The organism is Streptomyces sp. NBC_00289 (genome assembly GCF_041435115.1).
In the GTDB taxonomy this organism is placed as follows: Bacteria; Actinomycetota; Actinomycetes; order Streptomycetales; family Streptomycetaceae; genus Streptomyces.
The window spans coordinates 7,845,965-7,864,227 of the sequence record NZ_CP108046.1 but is presented as its reverse complement, the minus strand read 5'-3'; the positions used below and the strand labels follow the sequence as shown (position 1 = coordinate 7,864,227).

The following is an 18,263-nucleotide window of genomic DNA, read 5'->3' as shown; positions in this document are numbered from 1 at the left end:
CAGCGACTGTCCGCAATTCAAGGCGCTGCGCGTCAGGGCCGGTGGGGCAGCTGGGGTACGTCGAAGCAGGTGCTGTTCATGTCGCCCTGTTGGACCCAGCCCTTCCCGCTACGACCTCGCTCGACGCCTACCCGTGGCTCGCCCCGCTGCTCGCCCGCCGCGCCGACGCGCTCCGGCGGCGAGCAGCGCGTACTCGCCGTCTCCCGGACCGTGCCGGCACGCGCGCGTGCTGCTCGTCGACGAGCTCGCCCAGGGCATGTCGCCCGCGGTCGCGGCCCGCACGTACGAGCTGCTCGGCTCGCTCGACGGGTGCGTGGTCGTCGCCGAACAGCGGCTGCCGAGGGTGCCGCGCGGTCGGGTGGTGCTCGGGTACGAACCGCGCCGGGCCACGGTCGTGTTCAGCGGAGGGGCGGGCGAGTGGGGACGGAAGGCGGCGGCGGACCGAACCCGGCGGAGTCCGGCACCGGGAGCAGGGCGCGGGCCGAGCCCTTCGGGATGGCCAGCAGGGTGCCGGGCTTCAGCCGGTCGGGACGGCGGCCGATCACGTCCCGGTTCGCCGCGTAGAGCCCCTGCCAGCCGCCCTTGACGCCGTAGGTGCGGGCGATCGACACGAGTGTGTCGCCGCGTTCCACCGTGTGCATACGGCCCTTGAGCCCGTACCGCGCCGAGCAGACCCGCCAGGCCCCCCATCCCTGCGCGGCGAGCACCTTGCGGGCGACGGCGATCTGTTCCGCGCGCGTGGCGAGATCCGCGCGGGGTGCGTACGTCAGTCCGCCGAACGCCTTCCAGGTGGGCTGCCAGAACTGCAGCCCGCCGTAATAGCCGTTGCCGGTGTTGATGTGCCAGCGCCCGCTGCTCTCGCACTCGGCGATGCAGCCCCAGGGCCACTCGTCGTTCACGCACGCGTGGGACACGCGGGTCAGGGGCGGGCCGGGCGGCGGCGGTGCCGCGTGCGCCACGGCCGGGGCGAGCACGGCGAGCAGGGCGGCGGCGAGGACGAGCGGGAGCGGCTTGGCGGACATCGGCACACGCTAAGCAGTGAGTCGCCCGGGGCCGCTCCGGCGCGTCCGGTGCGGCCGCGGGCCCCACCCGGTCGGCGGACCGGGCGGGGCCTCCTGACGGGCCGGGCGGGTGCCGGCGCTCAGAGTTCGATGCGCTGTCCGGGCACGATCAGGTCGGGATCGGCGCCGAGGACGGCCCGGTTGGCGGCGTGCAGGCGCTGCCAGGTGGTCCCGTGGCGGGCGGCGATCGCGCTCAGCGTGTCGCCCGGGCGGACGGTGTAGTCGCCGCGTGAGGCGCCGCGGTTCGGATGGCCGGCCGCACGCGTGGGCGCTTGCGCGGGAGCCGTCTCGGGTGCCGCCTTCGGGGCCGGGGCCGAGGGAGCCGACTTCGTCGTGGCCGAGCCGGAGGAGACGGAGGGGGCGCCCGGAGCGCTTCCCTGAGCGCCGGCCCGCGCCGAGCAGGTCGGCCAGGCGCCCCACCCCTGGGCCCGCTGGACCTTGGCGGCCACGCTGATCTGCTGGGACCTGGAGGCCTGGTCGGCGGTCGGCGCGTAGGCCGTGCCGCCGTAGGCGCGCCAGGTGCCGGCGGAGAACTGGAGTCCGCCGTAGTACCCGTTGCCGGTGTTGATGTGCCAGTTGCCGCCGCTCTCGCACCGGGCGATGCGGTCCCACACTCCGCCGTCCGCCGCGGCGGCGTTGCCGGTCGCGGCCAGCAGCCCGAGTGGCGCGAGCAGCGCCGCCCCGGCGAGCACCGCCGTGGTGCGGACCGGGGTCCTACGGGCGTTGTCGTGGGTGTTGTCGGCACATGAGGACATGGAGTTCCCTCTCCAAGGACCCGGGGTCCCCCAGAACGGGACGCCACGTCCCGCGTGTCGTACGCGGTCGTCGCGCTCCGTCCCGTCCGCCGGCGGTGGTGGAACCGTGAGCCGAGTGCTGCGGCCGGCGGACTACCCGAGCGGTGCTCGTTGCACACGGCGGAGCAATGTATGGAGCGGGCCGGGCCGGCATCAAGCATCTGCTTGTCATTCCAGGCCAGTTCGCCGTTACCTTGGGTATCAGCGATTTCCGGACACCCACTTCATTCGCTGATTTCCTGATTTGTCGACCAGCCGTCCTGGCCCTCTGTGACCCACTTCACCGGTCCAACTTCCTTCCATATCCACGGACTTGACAGGGAGTGCCGGATTCCGCACCGAGCGTGACCCTGCGCGGTCGCCGGTCGGATTCCGTTCGCCGTGGGGCGTGACTCCCGCCACAGATCGCCCGTTGTCTTCTTCATGAGCCCGGGATCCCCCGCGGTTCACGGACCGGGAGCCACCCGGCCCCGCCACGCACCACATCCCGAGGGAGCCACCCGTGCCGCGCATGCTCGACGTCAGCGACGAGGTACGCGCCGAGATCGGCGACGAAGAAGCCGCCCGGCTGCTCGCCGGCGAGAACGCCCCCGGCAGTTACGACTGCACGTCCTGCCGCACCCAGGGCGACTCGGACCAGGAGCGCACCAGCACCGTTCTGTTCATCGGCGACGAGACCGCCGTCCTCGCGTTCGCCCACGCCTCGTGCCTGCCCTCGCAGGTCGTCCAGGTCACCGAGGAGCAACTGCGGGGAGCGGTGCGGTCCATCACCGGCGACACCGTCGACCTCGAGCCCGACAAGATCATGCCCGAGCAGGCCGTGCTCGGCGTGACCAGCGGACTCGTCCTGATCGCCGGGGAGCTGCACCCGGCCCTGGTCGTCGAGCCGACCGCGCCCGTCGTGCGCCCCGGCACGACCGGTCTCGGCGACGACTTCCTGCCGCTGCTCATCGAGCAGGGCTTCATGCCGCTGACGGCGATCCAGTCCGCGCCGGCCGTCCTGCACGGCTGGTCCGTCCTGCTCGCCGCGGGCCGGCTGCACGCGGTGCTCCAGCCGGGCACGAACGGCGGTTCCCCGGTGGCCTGGTGGCAGGCGCACCAGCCGCTCCAGGTCACCGAGAGCTGGCGGGCGGCCGCGAACAAGCACCAGCAGGTGCTGATGTTCGCGGCGCCGGTCGGGTCGATCGGGCGGCAGCCGCGGGAGGACCTGCTGCGCGGTGCGCTGGACAAGGCGGCGGCCAACGGCCAGCTGGTCGCGGCGGCGCTGCCGCTGGCGGGCACCTGAGCACGGCGCGTCCCGGAGGCCGCCGGCTCCGGCCGGCCGGCCGCGAGTGCTCCGCCGCCGGTCACGCGCACGCGGCGGAGCGCCATGTCGTCACGGCCCCGCGCCCCGGAGGCATGCGGTCCGACCGCATCCCATGAGGGCCGGGGTCGTTTGGACATACGTGCACGCAAACGACGTCTCCCGCCGCCAGCCCTTCCAGTCGATCCCGTCCGCGCGACCGGCTCAGGATCACCAGGGCGGCCCATCGGCCACGCCGATCTACGACGCGCTCTACGCCGAGTACGTCAGATCCTTCCGCTCGCTGCCGGGGGACCGCAGCGGCGAGGAGGACCTGGGCTTCACCGCCTTCGGGAACCTCCCGCACACCGCCGGCTCGTTCGGGGGTCATCGCTCGGGCTCGTTCAGCAGCTCGTACAGCGCCTACAGCGCGGGGGCCCACAGCGCCCGCCACACCACCGGGCAGCAGTCGCAGTGGCAGCGCGTCGGCCAGCTCGGGCAGATCGGCCAGCAGCAGTACGGCACCGGGACGCACCACGTCCCGGCGGCTCTGCCACCCGGTCCGCGCCGGGGCCTGTGACACAGGAGAAGGGCGGCCCCCGGTCGGGGGCCGCCCTTCTCCTGTGTCAGGGGCTACTTCCTCTTCGCGCCGCGCTTCTCGCGCACCCGCACCGAGATGTGGATCGGCGTTCCCTCGAAGCCGAACTCCTCACGCAGCCGGCGCTCGACGAAGCGCCGGTAGCCGGCCTCGATGAAGCCGGAGGCGAAGAGCACGAACCGCGGCGGCTTGGTGCCGGCCTGCGTGCCGAACAGGATGCGCGGCTGCTTGCCGCCCCGGATCGGGTGCGGGTGAGCGGCGACCAGCTCGCCGAGGAAGGCGTTCAGGCGGCCCGTGGGAACGCGGGTCTCCCAGCCGGCCAGGGCGGTCTCGATCGCCGGGACCAGCTTCTCCATGTGCCGCCCGGTGCGCGCCGAGACGTTGACCCGGGGTGCCCAGGCGACCTGGGCGAACTCGGTCTCGATCTCCCGCTCCAGGTAGTAGCGGCGCTCCTCGTCGAGGCTGTCCCACTTGTTGTACGCGATGACCAGCGCGCGGCCCGCGTCGACGGCCATGGTGACGATGCGCTGGTCCTGGACCGAGATGGACTCGGAGGCGTCGATGAGGATGACGGCCACCTCCGCCTTCTCGACGGCGGCCGCGGTGCGCAGCGAGGCGTAGTAGTCGGCGCCCTGCTGGAGGTGGACGCGCTTGCGGATGCCCGCCGTGTCGACGAACTTCCAGGTCACGCCGCCCAGTTCGATCAGCTCGTCGACCGGGTCGCGGGTGGTGCCGGCGACCTCGTCGACGACGACGCGATCCTCGCCTGCGACCTTGTTCAGCAGCGAGGACTTGCCGACGTTGGGGCGGCCGATCAGGGCGATCCGGCGCGGGCCGCCGACCGCGGTGCCGAAGGTCTGCGCGGGCGCCTCCGGCAGGGCCTCCAGGACGGCGTCCAGCATGTCGCCGGTGCCGCGCCCGTGCAGCGCGGAGACGGGGTGCGGCTCGCCGAGTCCGAGGCCCCAGAGGTACGCCGCGTCGGCCTCGCCGCTCAGGCCGTCGACCTTGTTGGCGGCCAGGACGACGGGCTTGCCGGCCTTGCGCAGCAGTCGTACGACGGCCTCGTCGGTGTCGGTGGCGCCGACCTTGGCGTCGACGACGAACACGACGGCGTCGGCGGCCTCGATGGCGTACTCGGCCTGCGCGGCCACGGAGGCGTCGATGCCGAGGACGTCCTGCTCCCAGCCGCCGGTGTCGACGAGCTTGAACCGGCGGCCGGCCCACTCGGCCTCGTAGGTGACGCGGTCCCGGGTGACACCGGGCTTGTCCTCGACGACCGCCTCGCGGCGGCCGATGATGCGGTTCACCAGAGTCGACTTGCCGACGTTCGGGCGGCCGACGACGGCGAGGACGGGCAGCGGTCCGTGACCGGCCTCGTCGATGGCACCCTCGACGTCGTCGACGTCGAAGCCCTCTTCCGCGGCGAGCTCCATGAAGTCCGCGTACTCGGCATCGCCGAGCGCTCCGTGCTCGTGCCCGTGCTCGGCCGGGCCGTCGGGCTGGATGTGGTCGTTCATGAAGTACGTACCTCGTCGTTCATCGTGGTGATCGGTGGAACCTCCCGGTTTCGGGTGATCCACTACTCAAGTGTCGCCTAGCGGCCGGTCAGGCGCCTGGCGTTGTCCAGGTGGGCGGTGAGCTGCTTCTGGATGCGTTCGGTCGCCTCGTCCAGCGCCGTGCGGGTGCGCCGTCCGCTGCCGTCGCCCGCCTCGAACGGGTCGCCGAAGACCACGTCGACGCGGCTGCGCAGCGGGGGCAGCCCCTTGGCCAACCGTCCGGGGCGGTCGGAACTTCCCAGAACGGCGACCGGGACGACCGGCGCACCGCTGCGTACGGCGAAGTAGGCGAGCCCGGCGCGCAGCGAGGCGAAGTCGCCCTCGCCCCTGCTGCCCTCCGGGAAGATACCGAGGACGCCGCCGTTGTCCAGCACGCCCAGGGCCCGGGTGATCGCGGTGCGGTCGGTGGTCTCCCGGTCGACCTTCACCTGCCCGATGGCGAGCAGGAAGGGGTCGAGCGGGCCGATGAACGCTTCCTTCTTGATCAGGAAGTGCGTCGGCCGGGGCGCCACGCCCATGACCATCGGGCCGTCGATGTTGTGCGAGTGGTTGACGGCGAAGATCGCCGGACCGGTCGCGGGGACCTTCCAGGCGCCCAGCACGCGTGGCCGCCACAGCCCGTACATCAGGCCGACGCCGATGCGCCGCCCGACCTCGGCGCCCCGCGCCGAAGGCAGCTCGGTCACTTCGCGGCCCGCTTCCCCTCGACGAGGGTGACGACGCACTCGATGACCTGCGTGAGTGTGAGGTCGGTGGTGTCCACCTCGACCGCGTCGTCCGCCTTGGCGAGCGGCGAGGTCTTGCGGCTGGAGTCGGCCGCGTCCCGCTTGACCAGGGCCTCGCGGGTGGCGTGGACGTCGGCGCCCTTCAGCTCACCGCTGCGGCGGGCGGCCCGTGCCTCCGGGGAGGCGGTGAGGAAGACCTTGAGGTCGGCGTCGGGCAGCACGGTCGTACCGATGTCGCGTCCCTCGACGACGATGCCCTTCTCGGCGGCCGCGGCGAAGGAGCGCTGGAGCTCGGTGATCCGGGCGCGCACCTCGGGCACCGCGCTGACCGCGCTGACCTTGGAGGTGACCTCCTGGGTGCGGATCGGGGCGGCCACGTCGATGCCGTCGACAGTGATCGTCGGGTCCAGGGGGTCGGTGCCGGAGACGATCTCCGGCTTGCCGGCCACGGAGGCGATCGCGGTCGGGTCGTCTATGTCGATACCGTTGTTCACCATCCACCACGTGATCGCCCGGTACTGGGCGCCGGTGTCCAGGTAGCTCAGGCCCAGCTGTGCGGCCACGGCCTTCGACGTGCTCGACTTACCCGTGCCGGAGGGGCCGTCGATGGCGACAATGACTGCGGCGCGTTCCACTGTGGGGGCACCTTCCTGATCCGGAGTGGTGGGTCGGGGCGGATGGCGCCCCGGACAAGGTTACCGGGCGCGCGTCACTCGTCCGGCCGCCCGGTCGCCTCCCGGCCGGGGCCGGCCCTACTGCCGCAGCGCCCAGCCCCGCTCCCGCAGCGCGGCCGTCAGGACCGGCGCCGCCTTGGGCTCCACCATCAGCTGCACCAGACCGGCCTGCTGTCCGGTCGCGTGCTCGATCCGTACGTCCTCGATGTTGACGCCGGCCATGCCCGCGTCCGCGAAGATGCGGGCCAGCTGGCCGGGCTGGTCGTCGATGAGGACGGCCACGACCTCGTACGCCCGCGGGGCGGAGCCGTGCTTGCCGGGGACCCGGACCTGGCCGGCGTTGCCGCGCCGCAGGACGTCCTGGATGCCGGCGGTGCCCTCCCGGCGCTTGGCCTCGTCGGAGGACTGCAGGGCGCGCAGCGCCTGGACCGTCTCGTCGAGGTCCGCCGAGACGTCGGCGAGGAGGTCGGCGACCGGCCCGGGGTTCGCGGAGAGGATGTCGATCCACATCCGGGGGTCGGAGGCGGCGATCCGGGTCACGTCACGGATGCCCTGCCCGCACAGCCGTACGGCCGCCTCCTCGGCGTCCTCCAGGCGGGCGGCGACCATGCTGGAGACCAGGTGCGGCATGTGGGAGACGAGGGCGACGGCACGGTCGTGGGCGTCCGCGTCCATCACCACGGGGACCGCCCGGCAGTGCGAGACCAGCTCCAGCGCGAGGTTCAGCACCTCGGTGTCGGTGTCCCGGGTGGGCGTCAGCACCCAGGGACGCCCCTCGAACAGGTCACCGGTGGCGGCCAGCGGCCCCGACTTCTCGCGGCCTGACATGGGGTGGGTGCCGATGTACGCCGACAGGTCGAGGCCGAGTGCCTCCAGTTCACGGCGCGGCCCGCCCTTGACGCTCGCCACGTCGAGGTAGCCGCGCGCGACACCGCGGCGCATGGCGTCGGCGAGGACGGTGGCCACATGGGCCGGCGGGGCCGCGACGATCGCGAGGTCGACGGGGCCCTCGGGCGCCGTGTCCAGGCCGGCGCCCAGCGCGGCCGCGGTACGTGCCTGCTCCGGGTCGTGGTCGGCGAGGTGCACGACGACGCCCCGCTGCGACAGGGCCAGCGCCGCCGAGGTGCCGATGAGCCCGGTTCCGAGGACGAGCGCGGTCCTCACTGGGCGATGTCCTTGCGCAGGGCGGCCGCGGCGCCGAGGTAGACGTGGGCGATGTCGGCGCGGGGCCGGTCCGACTCGATGTGGGCGAGGACGCGGACCACGCGGGGCATGGCGCCCTCGATGTCCAGTTCCTGGGCGCAGATCAGCGGCACGTCGGCGAAGCCGAGCTTGCGGGCCGCGGCCGCCGGGAAGTCGCTGTGCAGGTCGGGCGTCGCCGTGAACCAGATGCTGATCAGATCGTCGGCCGTCAGATCGTTGCGTTCCAGGACGGCGGTGAGCAGGGCTCCGACCTGCTCGTCCATGTGGCCGGCCTCGTCCCGCTCCAGTTGGACGGCCCCCCTGACCGCTCGTACCGCCACGGCGCTGCTCCTCGTTGGTGTGCGTGTCGTTCCTTGGTCCGTCCAGCGTAGTCAGCCCGCGCCGGGCCGGTGCGCGGCGCCCGCCGGCTGAGACGGCGGGAGGCGGCTCGGGAGTCCTGCCGACGCCGTCCGGACCCTCCCCGTCCGCCGGACCGGGCGACAACGCTTCCGTGCGCCTCTGGACGCCGGGCCGCCGGTCCGCTCTGATGGCAGGACACTCGCCTCGGGGGAGGCCCGTCATGAAGCGCTCCGGACCACTGCTCACCCTTTTCGCGGGACTGCTGCTCGGCCTGTTCATGCTGTCGCTCAACGCGACGACGGGTACGAAGAGCGCCTCGACGACCTATCGGGAGGACGCACCGGCGGTCACGGCGTCACCCTCGCCCACGGCGTCCCCGTCCGCCACGAAGACCCCTCCGGCACCGTCGCCGACGACGTCACCCGTCCCGGACGCCGAATACGCCGGCCGTACCGACGACGACTCCTCCGCCGTCTCCGTCTCCGTGCGCGACGGCAGGGCGGTCGCCTACTTCTGCGACGGCCACGACAAGGAGTCGTGGCTGAAGGGTGAGGTGAAGGACGACGGCCGGATGCGGCTCACCGGCGAACACGGCGCCGTGCTGAACGGCACGCTGGAGGCCGGGCGGCGGATCCGGGGCGGCGTCGACATCGACGGCGGCCACTACGCCTTCACCGCCGACCGGGCGAAGAAACCCTCGGGGCTCTACCGGGCGACCGCCACCGTCCGCGCGGCGAAGGTCGACGGCGGCTGGATCATCCTGAAGGACGGCACGCAGGTCGGCGTCCTCACCCGCGGCGGCAAGCCCTCCCCCGCGCCTCCCATCGACCCGGAGACCGGCGTGGTGACGGTCGACGGACAGCAGCTCACGGCACATCCCGTCGTCCCCTGATCCCTCCGGGAGCCGCTCATGACCGTCGACCCGAACGCCGCCACCCAGGGCTTCCCCTCGCCGCCGGCCCGGCGCGGCCCGCACCCGGCCCGCTATCTGGTCCCGGCGCTCGTCGCCGCCGCGGTGGCGGTCGCCCTGGGCGTCTACGGCAAGGTCCACGATCCGGCGGGGACCGCGTTCAACCTCGCCGGGTTCAGCAGCACCGCCGCGGTGAAGTCGTGGCTGGCGACGGTCGCGTTCCTCTTCGCGCTCGTGCAGCTCGTCTCGGCGCTGATGGTGTACGGCAGGCTGCCGGGCCCCCGCTGGTCCTCCGCGCTGCACCGCTGGTCGGGCCGGGCTGCGTTCCTGGTGGCCGTGCCGGTCGCGGTGCACTGCCTGTACGCGCTGGGCTACCAGACGTACGAGACGCGCGTGATGTGGCACTCCCTCGTGGGTTGCTTCTTCTTCGGTGTCTTCAGTGCCAAGATGTTGCTGCTCCGCTCGGAGCGACTTCCCGGCTGGCTGCTGCCGCTCGTCGGCGGGCTGGTCTTCACCGCCCTCACCGTCGTCTGGCTGACCTCGGCCCTCTGGTTCTTCCGCACCTTCGGAGTGACGACATGACCCAGCACCCGGCGCGCCGCACCGTCCTTCTCGCGGCGGGCACGGCGGCCCTGACCGCGGGCTGCAGCAAGTACGGCGACGAGGACAGCGACTCCTCGACTGCCTCCAGCGGTCAGGAGCTGGCCAAGACGGCCGACATCCCGGTCGGCGGCGGCAAGATCTTCGCCGACGAGAAGATCGTCGTCACCCAGCCGAAGGAGGGCGAGTTCAAGGCCTTCTCCAACATCTGCACCCACGCGCAGTGTCCGGTGGCGAGCGTCTCGGACGGGACCATCAACTGCACCTGCCACGGCAGCAAGTTCAACATCACCGACGGCTCGGTGGCGCACGTCCCGGCGACGCGGCCGCTGCCCGAGAAGAAGATCACCGTGCAGGGCGGCTCGATCCGCCTGGCCTGAGAGCCGCCCACCCGCCGAACGCCCGCCCCGCACCCGCTGTCAGGCGTCCCAGAGCGCCCCGAGCGTCACCAGTTCGCTCTGGTACTCGATGCGGTCGGCCCAGGGGGCGGGCCAGGCCTCGGCACCCAGATACGCGCCCGCGAAGGCACCGGTGAGACAGGCGATCGAGTCCGAGTCGCCCGAGGTGCAGGCGGCGCGGCGCAGGGCCGTCACCGGCTCGTCGGGGAACAGCAGGAAGCACAGCAGACCGGTGGCCAGGGCCTCCTCGGCGATCCAGCCCTCGCCGGTGGCCAGGCACGGGTCCGCCTCGGGCGAGACGGTGCCCACGGCGTCCTCGAGCCGCCCCAGGATCTCCAGGCACTCGTCCCAGCCGCGGGAGATGAAGTGCTCCGCGTCCGGGTCGTGCCCCCGGCTCCACAGATCGCCGAGCCAGCGCTCGTGGTAGTGGCCGCGGTTCTCCTCGGCGTAGGTGCGCAGCAGCCCGACGAGTGCGGCCGGCTCGGCGCCCTGGGCGAGCAGGCGTACGGCGTGGGCGGTGAGGTCGGAGGCGGCGAGTGCCGTCGGGTGCCCGTGCGTGAGGCCGGACTGCAACTGGGCGGCGCCCGCCCGCTGTTCGTCACTGAGACCGGAGATCAGACCGAGGGGCGCCACCCGCATGTTGGCACCGCATCCCTTGGAGCCGATCTGGCTCGCCTCCTGCCAGGGGCGGTTCTCGGCCTTCAGCAGATCGCAGGCGACCAGGCAGGTGCGTCCGGGTGCGCGGTTGTTCTCCGGCGACCGGTACCAGTCCACGAACTCCTCCCGTACCGGCCGTTCGAGCCGCTTGGGCCCCAACAGCCCCCGGTCCATGGCCGAACGCAGCCCCCGCCCCAGCGCCAGAGTCATCTGCGTGTCGTCGCTGACGATCGCCGGCGTCGGCAGCTCCATCTCCCGCCACGGGCCGCACTTGGCGAGGATCGACGGCACGTCGTTGAACTCGGTCGGGAAGCCGAGCGCGTCCCCGAGGGCGAGGCCCAGCAGGGCCCCGGTCGCGGCGCGCTTGTGGGCGGTGGGTGTGGCGGTCATGTGGGCGGACCTTCCCGGGGCGGTCGGAGCAGAGGCGGATGCAGGGTGGTGGCCGACCCTGCGCGGTACAGCGCGGCCGGTTTGCCGCGGCCGCCGGTCAGGCGGGCCGCGCCGGGCACGGGTTCGACGAAGCCGGGGGTGGTGAGCACCTTGCGCCGGAAGTTGGGCCGGTCGAGGGCGGTACCCCACACGGTCTCGTAGACCTGTTGGAGCTCGCCGAGCGTGAACTCGGGCGGACAGAAGGCGGTGGCGAGGCAGGTGTACTCGAGCTTCGCGCCGACGCGGTCGTGGGCGTCGCGCAGAATCACCTCGTGATCGAAGGCGAGCGGTCCCGCCGTGTCGTACGGCGTCCAGCGGGCCTGCGCCGCGTCACCGCCGCCGTGCGGCTCGGGCGCGTCGGGCAGCAGCGCGGCGAACGCGACGGACACGACCCGCATCCGGGGGTCCCGGTCGGGCTCGCTGTAGGTCCGCAGCTGTTCCAGGTGCAGCCCGGAGACGTCCGACAGGCCGGTCTCCTCGGCGAGTTCACGCCGGGCGGCCGTCTCCGCGGACTCGGCGGGCAGCACGAAACCGCCGGGGAGGGCCCAGTGGCCGGCGTACGGTTCCTGCCCGCGCTCGACGAGCAGGACCTGCAGGGCGCCCGCGCGGAGGGTGAGGACGGCGAGATCGACGGTGAGGGCGAACGGCTCGAAGGCGTGCTTGTCGTAGCCCTCGGGTGCCGGTGTGCCGCGCTCGGCCATGCCCGTCCACCCCCTCCACCGTCGGCACGACTAATAGTCACACCGACTATAAAGGGGGTGGACGGAACCCCACAAGCCCCTAACGTCCGTCCCGCGAGGGCGCGAACGCCGCCACCAGCGCGCCCGCCGCCGCGGCTCCCGCCGAGATCCACAGCGCGGGTCCGCACCCGTCGACGAAGGCCTCGGCCGAGCCGTAACCGCCGTACCGGGCGAACACGGCCGCGGCGATCGCGATCCCGAAGACCCCGCCCAGCTCCCGCAACGCCATGTTGACGCCGGCCGCGACACCCGCGTCGGCGGGCGGCACGGAGGAGGTCACCGCGTTGGCGGCGGTGGGGAAGACCATGGAGATGCCGACCCCGGAGATGATCAACGGCACGATCAGGCTTCCGTATCCGACCCCGGGCTCGACCTGCCAGGCCATCAGCGCGTACCCGATCACCTGGAGCACCAGGCCGCCCAGCATGAAGGGCCGGTTCCCGAACCGGTCCGCGAGGGTGCCCGCCACGGGCGCGACCAGCAGGGGCATGCCCGTCCACACCAGAATCCGCACGCCCGCCTCCAACGGGGAGCTGCCCAGGCCCGTCTGGAACAGCTGCGAGATCATGAAGAGCGCGCCCAGCAGCGAGAACAGCTGCAGGAAGATCGCACCGTTGGCGGTGGCGAAGCCGCGTCGGCGGAAGTAGCCGAGCGGCAGCATCGGATACCGGGCACCCGATCGCTCCCAGCCGACGAAGGCCGCCAGGAACACGGCTCCGACAGCCAGCGCGCCGGCCACCTCGGCACTGTCCCAGCCCGCCTCGGGCGCCCGCATCGGCGCCCAGGCCAGCCCGGCCAGGCTCACCGCGGCCAACAGGAGCCCCACCAGATCCAGTTGGGGCCGCGGACCGTGGCTCTCGCGCAGCTTCAGCACCGACAGCGGGATCATGACCAGCCCCAGCGGTACGTTCAGCCAGAAGATCCACTGCCACGACAGGCCCTCGGTGACGGCTCCGCCGAGCACCGGCCCGGCGGCCACGCCGAGTCCGGTCACCCCACCCCACATCCCGATCGCCACGCCCCGCTTCTCGGCCGGGAACGCGTCGCTGATCAGGGTGAGCGTGAGCGGCAGCAGGACGGCCGCTCCGGCCCCCTGCGCCATCCTGGCGGCGATCAGCTGTCCCGGCCCGCCGGAGAGCGCCGACGCGGCCGAGGCGAGGGTGAAGACGGCGAGCCCGACGACGTACATCCGACGCCGTCCGAAACGGTCGCCGAGTGCCGCGCCGGTCAGGGTGAGGCCGGCGAAGACGAGGTTGTAGCCGTTGATCGTCCACTCCAGGTCGGCGAGGCTCGCCCCGAAGTCGGCCCGCAGCGCCGGCAGCGCGGTGGAGACGACGACCACGTCGAGGGAGCCCAGTAGCGCCCCGAGTCCGGCCAGGAGCACGGTCCACACGGGTCGTGGGGGCGCGTGCTCCACGGCCGGCGCACGCGGGGGAACCTTCAGGATGTCGGTCATTTCCCTGCCTTTCGTGAGGGCCTTGAGGTCACTCACGGAAGACAGACCGGGCTCACCCGGGAAAGGAATCGCCCCGCCCGAGGAAGCCGAGGAGCCGGTCGTCGGGCCTGGCCCACGGCGGCACGTCGACCGGCGCGCCGAACCGCACACCCCGGTCGGCGTCGGCGACCACCTGCCACGCGACCGGCAGCAGCCCGGCCGCGAGGGCCGGCGGAATCGGCCACGACCGCCCGCACGCCCGGGCCACGTCCCAGCCGTGCACGGCGATCTCGACGGCGCCGACAGCGGCCAACACCCCGACGTCGAGCGGCCGTTCCGCCACCAGGACGCGGTCCGGGGGGCCGGCCGCCCAGGCACCGAGCACCGCGCCCGCACGCCGGCGGAAGACGCAGGCGGGATCGGCCCCCGGTCCCGGGCCGGGGAACAGCCCGATCCGCCCGCCCGTCAGCCCCTCGTGCAGCGCGTCCAGCGAGTCGTCGAGGTGCCCGAGCAGCTCCCCCAGGTTCCACGCGGCGCACGGTGTGCCTCGTCCCAGGCTTCCGGGCGGCACCCCGGCGACACTCCCCAGCGCGTAGGCCAGGGAACGCTCCAGCAGCTCCCCGGGGTTCACGACAGGGTCCCCGGCATGCCGAAGCGGTGGAAGAGCTCCGGGCCCAGGAAGACGGTGATCCGCGCGACAGCCCGCCCCGCCAGGGTGAGGACCTGCACCGAGTGCGCCCGGAACACCCCGTCGGTGTCCCGCTCGTACATCGCCACGGCCGGCTGCCCGTTCGCGCGCGTGGGCAGCATCCGCACCCGCCCGCTCTCGCGCACCCGCGGTTCCAGGAACCGCCGGACGTCCTTGTGCCCGCGGAACCACTCCAGGTGCGGCGGCATCTCCAGCTCGATCCCGTCCTGGAGCAGCAGGAGCAGGGCGTCCATGTCCGCCTGCTCGAAGGCGGCCACGTACCGGTCGAGCACGTCGCGGTCGGCGGCGCCGTCCGGCTCGACGACGAGGTCCTCCTCGGGCGCCAGTTCGTCGAGCCGGGCCCGCGCGCGCTGGAGGCTGCTCTTCACGGCCGCCGTCGAGGTGCCGAGCAGCGCCGCGACCTCGGGTGCCCGCCAGGCCAGCACGTCCCTCAGGATGAGCACGGCCCGCTGCCGGGCGGGCAGATGCTGGAGCGCGGCGACCAGCGCGAGGCGCAGGCTCCCCCGGGCCGCCACGACGCTCGCGGGGTCGGTCAGCGCGTCGGGCAGCGGCTGCAGCCACGGAACATCCGTCGAAGGGGCCCCCAGCGGCTCCTCGGGCGTCTGCGACGGCCCGCCGAGCCCGGAGGGCAGGGGACGACGCGTGCGGCTGTCCAGCGCGGTCAGACAGGTGTTGGTGGCGATCCGGTGCAGCCAGGTCCGCAGGGACGCCCGGCCCTCGTATCCGTCGTAGGACCGCCAGGCCCGCAGATACGTCTCCTGCACCAGGTCCTCGGCCTCGTCGACCGAGCCCAGCATGCGGTAGCAGTGCGCCAGCAGCTCCCTGCGGTACGGATCCGTCAGCCGCACGAACTCGTCGCGGTCCGTCGTCGTCCCAGCCATCCCCGCTCCCTCCGTCACCGATACAGACCGGCGGGAGGGGGAAAACGAATCGGCTGGCCCCGGCCGCGTTTCCCGGGGGCGCTCCCGCACCCCCGGACACTGGTCCGGAACCGGCCGACGCGCGGGTCTCCCCGGGTGTCCTAGAGGTCGACTTCCTTCATCAGCATGCCGACCTCGGTGTTGGACAGCCGCCGCAGCCAGCCCGACTTCTGGTCGCCCAGGGTGATCGGGCCGAAGGAGACCCGGACCAGCTTGTCGACCGGGAACCCGGCCTCGGCGAGCATGCGGCGCACGATGTGCTTGCGGCCCTCGTGGAGGGTCACCTCGACGAGGTAGTTCTTGCCGGTCTGCTCGACGACCCGGAAGTGGTCCGCCTTCGCGTAGCCGTCCTCCAGCTGGATGCCGTCCTTGAGCTGCTTGCCCAGGTCGCGCGGGATCGGGCCGACGATGTGCGCGAGGTAGACCTTCTTCACGCCGTACTTGGGGTGGGTCAACCGGTGCGCCAGCTCGCCGTGGTTGGTGAGCAGGATGACGCCCTCGGTCTCGGTGTCGAGCCGTCCGACGTGGAACAGCCGCGTCTCGCGGTTGGTCACGTAGTCGCCGAGGCACTGCCGGCCCTCGGTGTCCTCCATCGTCGAGACGACACCGGCCGGCTTGTTCAGCGAGAAGAACTGGTACGACTGCGTCGCGACGGTCAGGCCGTCGACCTTCACCTCGTCGTGCTCCACGTCGACCCGCTTGCCCTGCTCCAGGACGATCTCGCCGTTGACCTCGACCCGTGCCTGCTCGATCAGTTCCTCGCAGGCACGCCGGGAACCGTAACCGGCGCGCGCCAGGATCTTCTGCAGCCGCTCGCCCTCCTGCTCGGCGCCCGGGAAGGTCTTGGGCGGCCTGACGTCCTTCTTGCCCGCGTACCGCTCCCGGTTGCGCTCCTCGGCGCGCGCCTCGTACTCGCGGGAGGTCGCCGGCACCGAACGGCCGCGCCCGGTGCCCTGACCCTGCTTGGGGCCGCCCTTGGCGCCGCCTCGCGCGGAGGCGCCGCGCCCGGACTTGGGGCCCTCGTGGGTGGCGCCGGAGCCCACGTCGTAGCGGCGCTCCTCGGGGCGGGGCTTGCTGGGACGCTGCCCCTGCTTGTCGTCGCGGGCGTTGCCGGCGCCGCGGTGGTTACCGCGGCCACCGCTGCTCCCGCCGCGGCCGCCGCTGTTGCCACCACGGCTCCCGCCGTTGTTTCCGCTGCTGTTCCTGCCGCTGCTTCGCATCAAAGTTCCGTCTAGTCGTCTGCGTCGTCTGCCCCCGGAGCATCGGGTGCGTCCGGGTCGAACGACAGAACGCCCTCCTGGGTCTCGGCCTCGATCGCCTCAGCCTCCGGGAGGAAGGGCGCGAGCTCCGGGAGTTCGTCCAGGCCTCGTAGGCCCATCCGTTCCAGGAAGTAGTTCGTCGTCGTGTACAGGATCGCACCTGTTTCGGGTTCCGTGCCCGCCTCCTCGACCAGACCGCGCTGCAGGAGGGTGCGCATCACGCCGTCGCAGTTCACTCCCCGCACCGCGGAGACCCGGCTGCGGCTGACCGGCTGGCGGTACGCCACGACCGCGAGCGTCTCCAGCGCCGCCTGCGTGAGCCGGGCCTGCTGGCCGTCCAGGACGAAGCCCTCGACGGCCGCCGCGTACGCGGGCCGGGAGTAGAAACGCCAGCCGCCGGCGATCAGCCGCAGCTCGAAGCCACGGCCCTGGACGGTGTACTCGTCGGCCAGCTCCCGCAGCGCGTCCGCGATCTGCCGCCGGGGCCGCTGGAGGATCCTGGCGAGGTGCTCCTCGGTCGCGGGCTCGTCCACGACCATGAGGACGGCCTCCAGAGCGGGCTTGAGGTCGAGATCGGCGACGGTGTGCAGCCCCGCCGGCACATCGGAGGTCTCCTCGCTCACGCCTTCTCCTCCTCCTTGGGCTCCTTGGGCTCCGTGGGCTCCTTGGGCTCGTTGGACCCCTTCGGCTGCCCGGGCTCCTCGGGCGGCGCGGGCGGCCGGTCGAACTCGTCGGTCACCACCGGCTCGGCTTCCCCGTCCCCGCCGGTCCAGCGCACCAGCAGCTCGCCGAGGGCGACCTCCTGGTCGAGCGCCACGGCCTTCTCGCGGTACAGCTCCAGCAGGGCGAGGAACCGGGCCACGACGGTGAGGGTGTCGTCGGTGTCCTCGACGAGCACGCGGAAGCTGGCCTCGCCGAGCTCCCTGAGCCGCGCGACCACGATCCCGGCCTGCTCCTGCACGCTGACCAGCGGCGCGTGGATGTGGTCGACGTACACCTGCGGCCTGGGCCGGGGCTGCATCGCCTTGACGGCGAGCTTCGCGAAGCCCCCCGGGCCGATGCGGATGACGACCTCGGGCAGCAGCTCCGCGTGGTGGGGTTCGAGTCCGACGGTACGGGGGTAGCGCCGGGCCTCCTCCTCAAGGCGGTGGTTGAAGATGTCGGCGATCTGTTTGTACGCGCGGTACTGCAGGAGCCGGGCGAACAGCAGGTCCCGGGCTTCGAGGAGCGCCAGGTCGGCCTCGTCCTCGACCTCCGCGGCGGGCAGCAGCCGGGCCGCCTTCAGGTCGAGCAGGGTGGCGGCCACGACCAGGAACTCGGTCGTCTGGTCCAGGTCCCAGTCCGGCCCCATCGCCCTGATGTGCGCCATGAACTCGTCGGTCACCTTGGACAGGGCGACCTCGGTGACGTCGAGCTTGTGCTTCGAGATCAGCTGGAGGAGCAGGTCGAAGGGCCCCTCGAAGTTGGCGAGGCGCACCGTGAAGACGCCGTCGCCCGGCTCCTCGGACCCGGCGGCCCGACCGGGCTCGCCGACGGGACCCTCGGCGGGAACTCCGGACACGGCATCGGACGGCAGCACCCCAGCGACAGGCTCCGGCACCCGGGTGGCCGCGGTCAGCGGTACCCGGGCCGCGGGTTCGGAGTCGGGGCCCGCAGGCACCTCGGGCTCCGGGGCGAAGGTGGGCGGCACCTCGGAATCCGGGGCGGGGGCGGGCGGGGCCTCGGGCTCCGGCGCAAAGGTGGGCGGCACCTCGGAATCCGGGGCGGGGGCGGGCGGGGACTCGGGCTCCGGGGCGGGCGGGGCCTCGGGTGCGACAGCCCCGGGCTCCGCGAGGTCCGCAGGCTCCGCGCCCGCGTCCCCGTCCGTTTCCGCTACGACGGCCCCGGGTTCCGGAGCCGTCCCCGGCCCCCTCCCCAGCGCACGCCGACGGCCGGCGGAGGCGCCGGGGACGGGAGCGTCGTTCGAGGTCATGG

At 73.0% G+C, this 18,263-nt stretch carries 20 protein-coding genes and 1 pseudogene; 6 read left to right on the top strand and 15 right to left on the bottom strand.

The annotated features are described in order from the left end of the window. Window positions 1-116 precede the first annotated feature (116 nt). Window positions 117-424, top strand: a pseudogene (locus tag OG985_RS35585) (ABC transporter); the annotation flags it as partial. On the opposite strand, the gene OG985_RS35580 reads toward OG985_RS35585, so the two are convergent. Together OG985_RS35580 and OG985_RS35575 are read right to left on the bottom strand one after the other, a co-directional pair. Then, window positions 399-1,022 (bottom strand): transglycosylase family protein, encoded by a 624-nt coding sequence (locus OG985_RS35580; RefSeq protein WP_371672477.1) that lies wholly within the window; start codon window positions 1,020-1,022, stop codon window positions 399-401. The pseudogene OG985_RS35585 and the gene OG985_RS35580 sit on opposite strands and share 26 nt — an antisense overlap. 119 nt (window positions 1,023-1,141) lie before the next feature. Further along, the gene (locus OG985_RS35575; protein ID WP_371672476.1) at window positions 1,142-1,816 is read right to left on the bottom strand and encodes a transglycosylase family protein; all 675 of its coding nucleotides are present in this window, start codon (window positions 1,814-1,816) and stop codon (window positions 1,142-1,144) included. Window positions 1,817-2,357: 541 nt separating this feature from the next. On the opposite strand from OG985_RS35575, the gene OG985_RS35570 reads away from it, so the two are divergent. After that, window positions 2,358-3,140 carry a hypothetical protein gene (locus tag OG985_RS35570; protein WP_371672475.1) on the top strand — a complete coding sequence of 261 codons (783 nt, stop codon included), beginning with the start codon at window positions 2,358-2,360 and terminating at the stop codon, window positions 3,138-3,140. A gap of 160 nt (window positions 3,141-3,300) precedes the next feature. Then, window positions 3,301-3,717, top strand: coding sequence for a hypothetical protein (locus tag OG985_RS35565; protein WP_371672474.1), 417 nt, complete (start codon window positions 3,301-3,303; stop codon window positions 3,715-3,717). A gap of 53 nt (window positions 3,718-3,770) precedes the next feature. Here OG985_RS35565 and der read toward each other — a convergent pair whose 3' ends face one another. The 5 genes from der to aroH all read right to left on the bottom strand — a co-directional run bounded on the left by der (window position 3,771) and on the right by aroH (window position 8,213). After that, window positions 3,771-5,252: a ribosome biogenesis GTPase Der gene (gene der / locus OG985_RS35560; RefSeq protein ID WP_371672473.1), complete on the bottom strand. Its 1,482-nt coding sequence runs from the start codon at window positions 5,250-5,252 to the stop codon at window positions 3,771-3,773. Between the two features lie 77 nt (window positions 5,253-5,329). Beyond that, the gene (locus OG985_RS35555) at window positions 5,330-5,977 is read right to left on the bottom strand and encodes a lysophospholipid acyltransferase family protein (RefSeq protein ID WP_371672472.1); all 648 of its coding nucleotides are present in this window, start codon (window positions 5,975-5,977) and stop codon (window positions 5,330-5,332) included. Then, complete coding sequence (cmk, locus tag OG985_RS35550; protein WP_371672471.1) at window positions 5,974-6,651, bottom strand: (d)CMP kinase; 678 nt, start codon at window positions 6,649-6,651, stop codon at window positions 5,974-5,976. Before cmk ends, OG985_RS35555 begins: the two co-directional genes overlap by 4 nt. A gap of 117 nt (window positions 6,652-6,768) precedes the next feature. Beyond that, complete coding sequence (locus OG985_RS35545; RefSeq protein WP_371672470.1) at window positions 6,769-7,854, bottom strand: prephenate dehydrogenase; 1,086 nt, start codon at window positions 7,852-7,854, stop codon at window positions 6,769-6,771. Then, entirely contained in the window at window positions 7,851-8,213 is a 363-nt protein-coding gene (gene aroH / locus OG985_RS35540) for a chorismate mutase (protein ID WP_371672469.1), read from the bottom strand. The genes OG985_RS35545 and aroH overlap by 4 nt, the downstream gene beginning before the upstream one ends. Before the next feature lie 239 nt (window positions 8,214-8,452). On the opposite strand from aroH, the gene OG985_RS35535 reads away from it, so the two are divergent. From OG985_RS35535 to OG985_RS35525, 3 genes are read left to right on the top strand one after another with little or no spacing between them, the layout of a single operon-like run. Beyond that, on the top strand, window positions 8,453-9,124 hold the full coding sequence (locus OG985_RS35535) for a hypothetical protein (protein WP_371672468.1): 672 nt from the start codon (window positions 8,453-8,455) through the stop codon (window positions 9,122-9,124). Between the two features lie 18 nt (window positions 9,125-9,142). Continuing rightward, window positions 9,143-9,724: a DUF6529 family protein gene (locus OG985_RS35530; protein ID WP_371672467.1), complete on the top strand. Its 582-nt coding sequence runs from the start codon at window positions 9,143-9,145 to the stop codon at window positions 9,722-9,724. Beyond that, window positions 9,721-10,122, top strand: coding sequence for a Rieske (2Fe-2S) protein (locus OG985_RS35525; RefSeq protein WP_371672466.1), 402 nt, complete (start codon window positions 9,721-9,723; stop codon window positions 10,120-10,122). Before OG985_RS35530 ends, OG985_RS35525 begins: the two co-directional genes overlap by 4 nt. A gap of 39 nt (window positions 10,123-10,161) precedes the next feature. Here the strand turns inward: OG985_RS35525 and OG985_RS35520 are convergent, their stop codons facing one another. From OG985_RS35520 to OG985_RS35485, 8 genes are all read right to left on the bottom strand, one after another. Next, a complete protein-coding gene (locus OG985_RS35520) occupies window positions 10,162-11,187 on the bottom strand; it encodes an ADP-ribosylglycohydrolase family protein (protein ID WP_371672465.1) in 1,026 nt (341 codons plus the stop codon). Then, complete coding sequence (locus tag OG985_RS35515) at window positions 11,184-11,927, bottom strand: NUDIX domain-containing protein (protein ID WP_371672464.1); 744 nt, start codon at window positions 11,925-11,927, stop codon at window positions 11,184-11,186. Before OG985_RS35515 ends, OG985_RS35520 begins: the two co-directional genes overlap by 4 nt. A gap of 79 nt (window positions 11,928-12,006) precedes the next feature. Beyond that, the gene (locus OG985_RS35510) at window positions 12,007-13,422 is read right to left on the bottom strand and encodes an MFS transporter (RefSeq protein WP_371672463.1); all 1,416 of its coding nucleotides are present in this window, start codon (window positions 13,420-13,422) and stop codon (window positions 12,007-12,009) included. Between the two features lie 52 nt (window positions 13,423-13,474). Beyond that, a complete protein-coding gene (locus OG985_RS35505) occupies window positions 13,475-14,032 on the bottom strand; it encodes a TIGR03086 family metal-binding protein (RefSeq protein WP_371672462.1) in 558 nt (185 codons plus the stop codon). Next, the gene (locus OG985_RS35500; protein WP_371672461.1) at window positions 14,029-14,991 is read right to left on the bottom strand and encodes a sigma-70 family RNA polymerase sigma factor; all 963 of its coding nucleotides are present in this window, start codon (window positions 14,989-14,991) and stop codon (window positions 14,029-14,031) included. The genes OG985_RS35505 and OG985_RS35500 overlap by 4 nt, the downstream gene beginning before the upstream one ends. A gap of 140 nt (window positions 14,992-15,131) precedes the next feature. Next, window positions 15,132-16,253, bottom strand: coding sequence for a pseudouridine synthase (locus tag OG985_RS35495; protein WP_371672460.1), 1,122 nt, complete (start codon window positions 16,251-16,253; stop codon window positions 15,132-15,134). Window positions 16,254-16,261: 8 nt separating this feature from the next. Next, window positions 16,262-16,912: an SMC-Scp complex subunit ScpB gene (gene scpB, locus OG985_RS35490; RefSeq protein WP_371672459.1), complete on the bottom strand. Its 651-nt coding sequence runs from the start codon at window positions 16,910-16,912 to the stop codon at window positions 16,262-16,264. Beyond that, the gene (locus OG985_RS35485) at window positions 16,909-18,261 is read right to left on the bottom strand and encodes a ScpA family protein (RefSeq protein WP_371672458.1); all 1,353 of its coding nucleotides are present in this window, start codon (window positions 18,259-18,261) and stop codon (window positions 16,909-16,911) included. The genes scpB and OG985_RS35485 overlap by 4 nt, the downstream gene beginning before the upstream one ends. Window positions 18,262-18,263 lie beyond the last annotated feature (2 nt).

What these genes read in the sequence shown, in the direction of transcription:
- OG985_RS35515 (WP_371672464.1), bottom strand. Translation starts at nt 11,927, where the DNA reads ATGGCCGAGCGCGGCACACCGGCACCCGAGGGCTACGACAAGCACGCC.
- OG985_RS35500 (WP_371672461.1), bottom strand. Translation starts at nt 14,991, where the DNA reads ATGGCTGGGACGACGACGGACCGCGACGAGTTCGTGCGGCTGACGGAT.
- OG985_RS35485 (WP_371672458.1), bottom strand. Translation starts at nt 18,261, where the DNA reads ATGACCTCGAACGACGCTCCCGTCCCCGGCGCCTCCGCCGGCCGTCGG.
- OG985_RS35575 (WP_371672476.1), bottom strand. Translation starts at nt 1,816, where the DNA reads ATGTCCTCATGTGCCGACAACACCCACGACAACGCCCGTAGGACCCCG.
- OG985_RS35530 (WP_371672467.1), top strand. Translation starts at nt 9,143, where the DNA reads ATGACCGTCGACCCGAACGCCGCCACCCAGGGCTTCCCCTCGCCGCCG.
- OG985_RS35510 (WP_371672463.1), bottom strand. Translation starts at nt 13,422, where the DNA reads ATGACCGACATCCTGAAGGTTCCCCCGCGTGCGCCGGCCGTGGAGCAC.
- OG985_RS35580 (WP_371672477.1), bottom strand. Translation starts at nt 1,022, where the DNA reads ATGTCCGCCAAGCCGCTCCCGCTCGTCCTCGCCGCCGCCCTGCTCGCC.
- der (WP_371672473.1), bottom strand. Translation starts at nt 5,252, where the DNA reads ATGAACGACCACATCCAGCCCGACGGCCCGGCCGAGCACGGGCACGAG.
- OG985_RS35525 (WP_371672466.1), top strand. Translation starts at nt 9,721, where the DNA reads ATGACCCAGCACCCGGCGCGCCGCACCGTCCTTCTCGCGGCGGGCACG.
- OG985_RS35520 (WP_371672465.1), bottom strand. Translation starts at nt 11,187, where the DNA reads ATGACCGCCACACCCACCGCCCACAAGCGCGCCGCGACCGGGGCCCTG.
- OG985_RS35535 (WP_371672468.1), top strand. Translation starts at nt 8,453, where the DNA reads ATGAAGCGCTCCGGACCACTGCTCACCCTTTTCGCGGGACTGCTGCTC.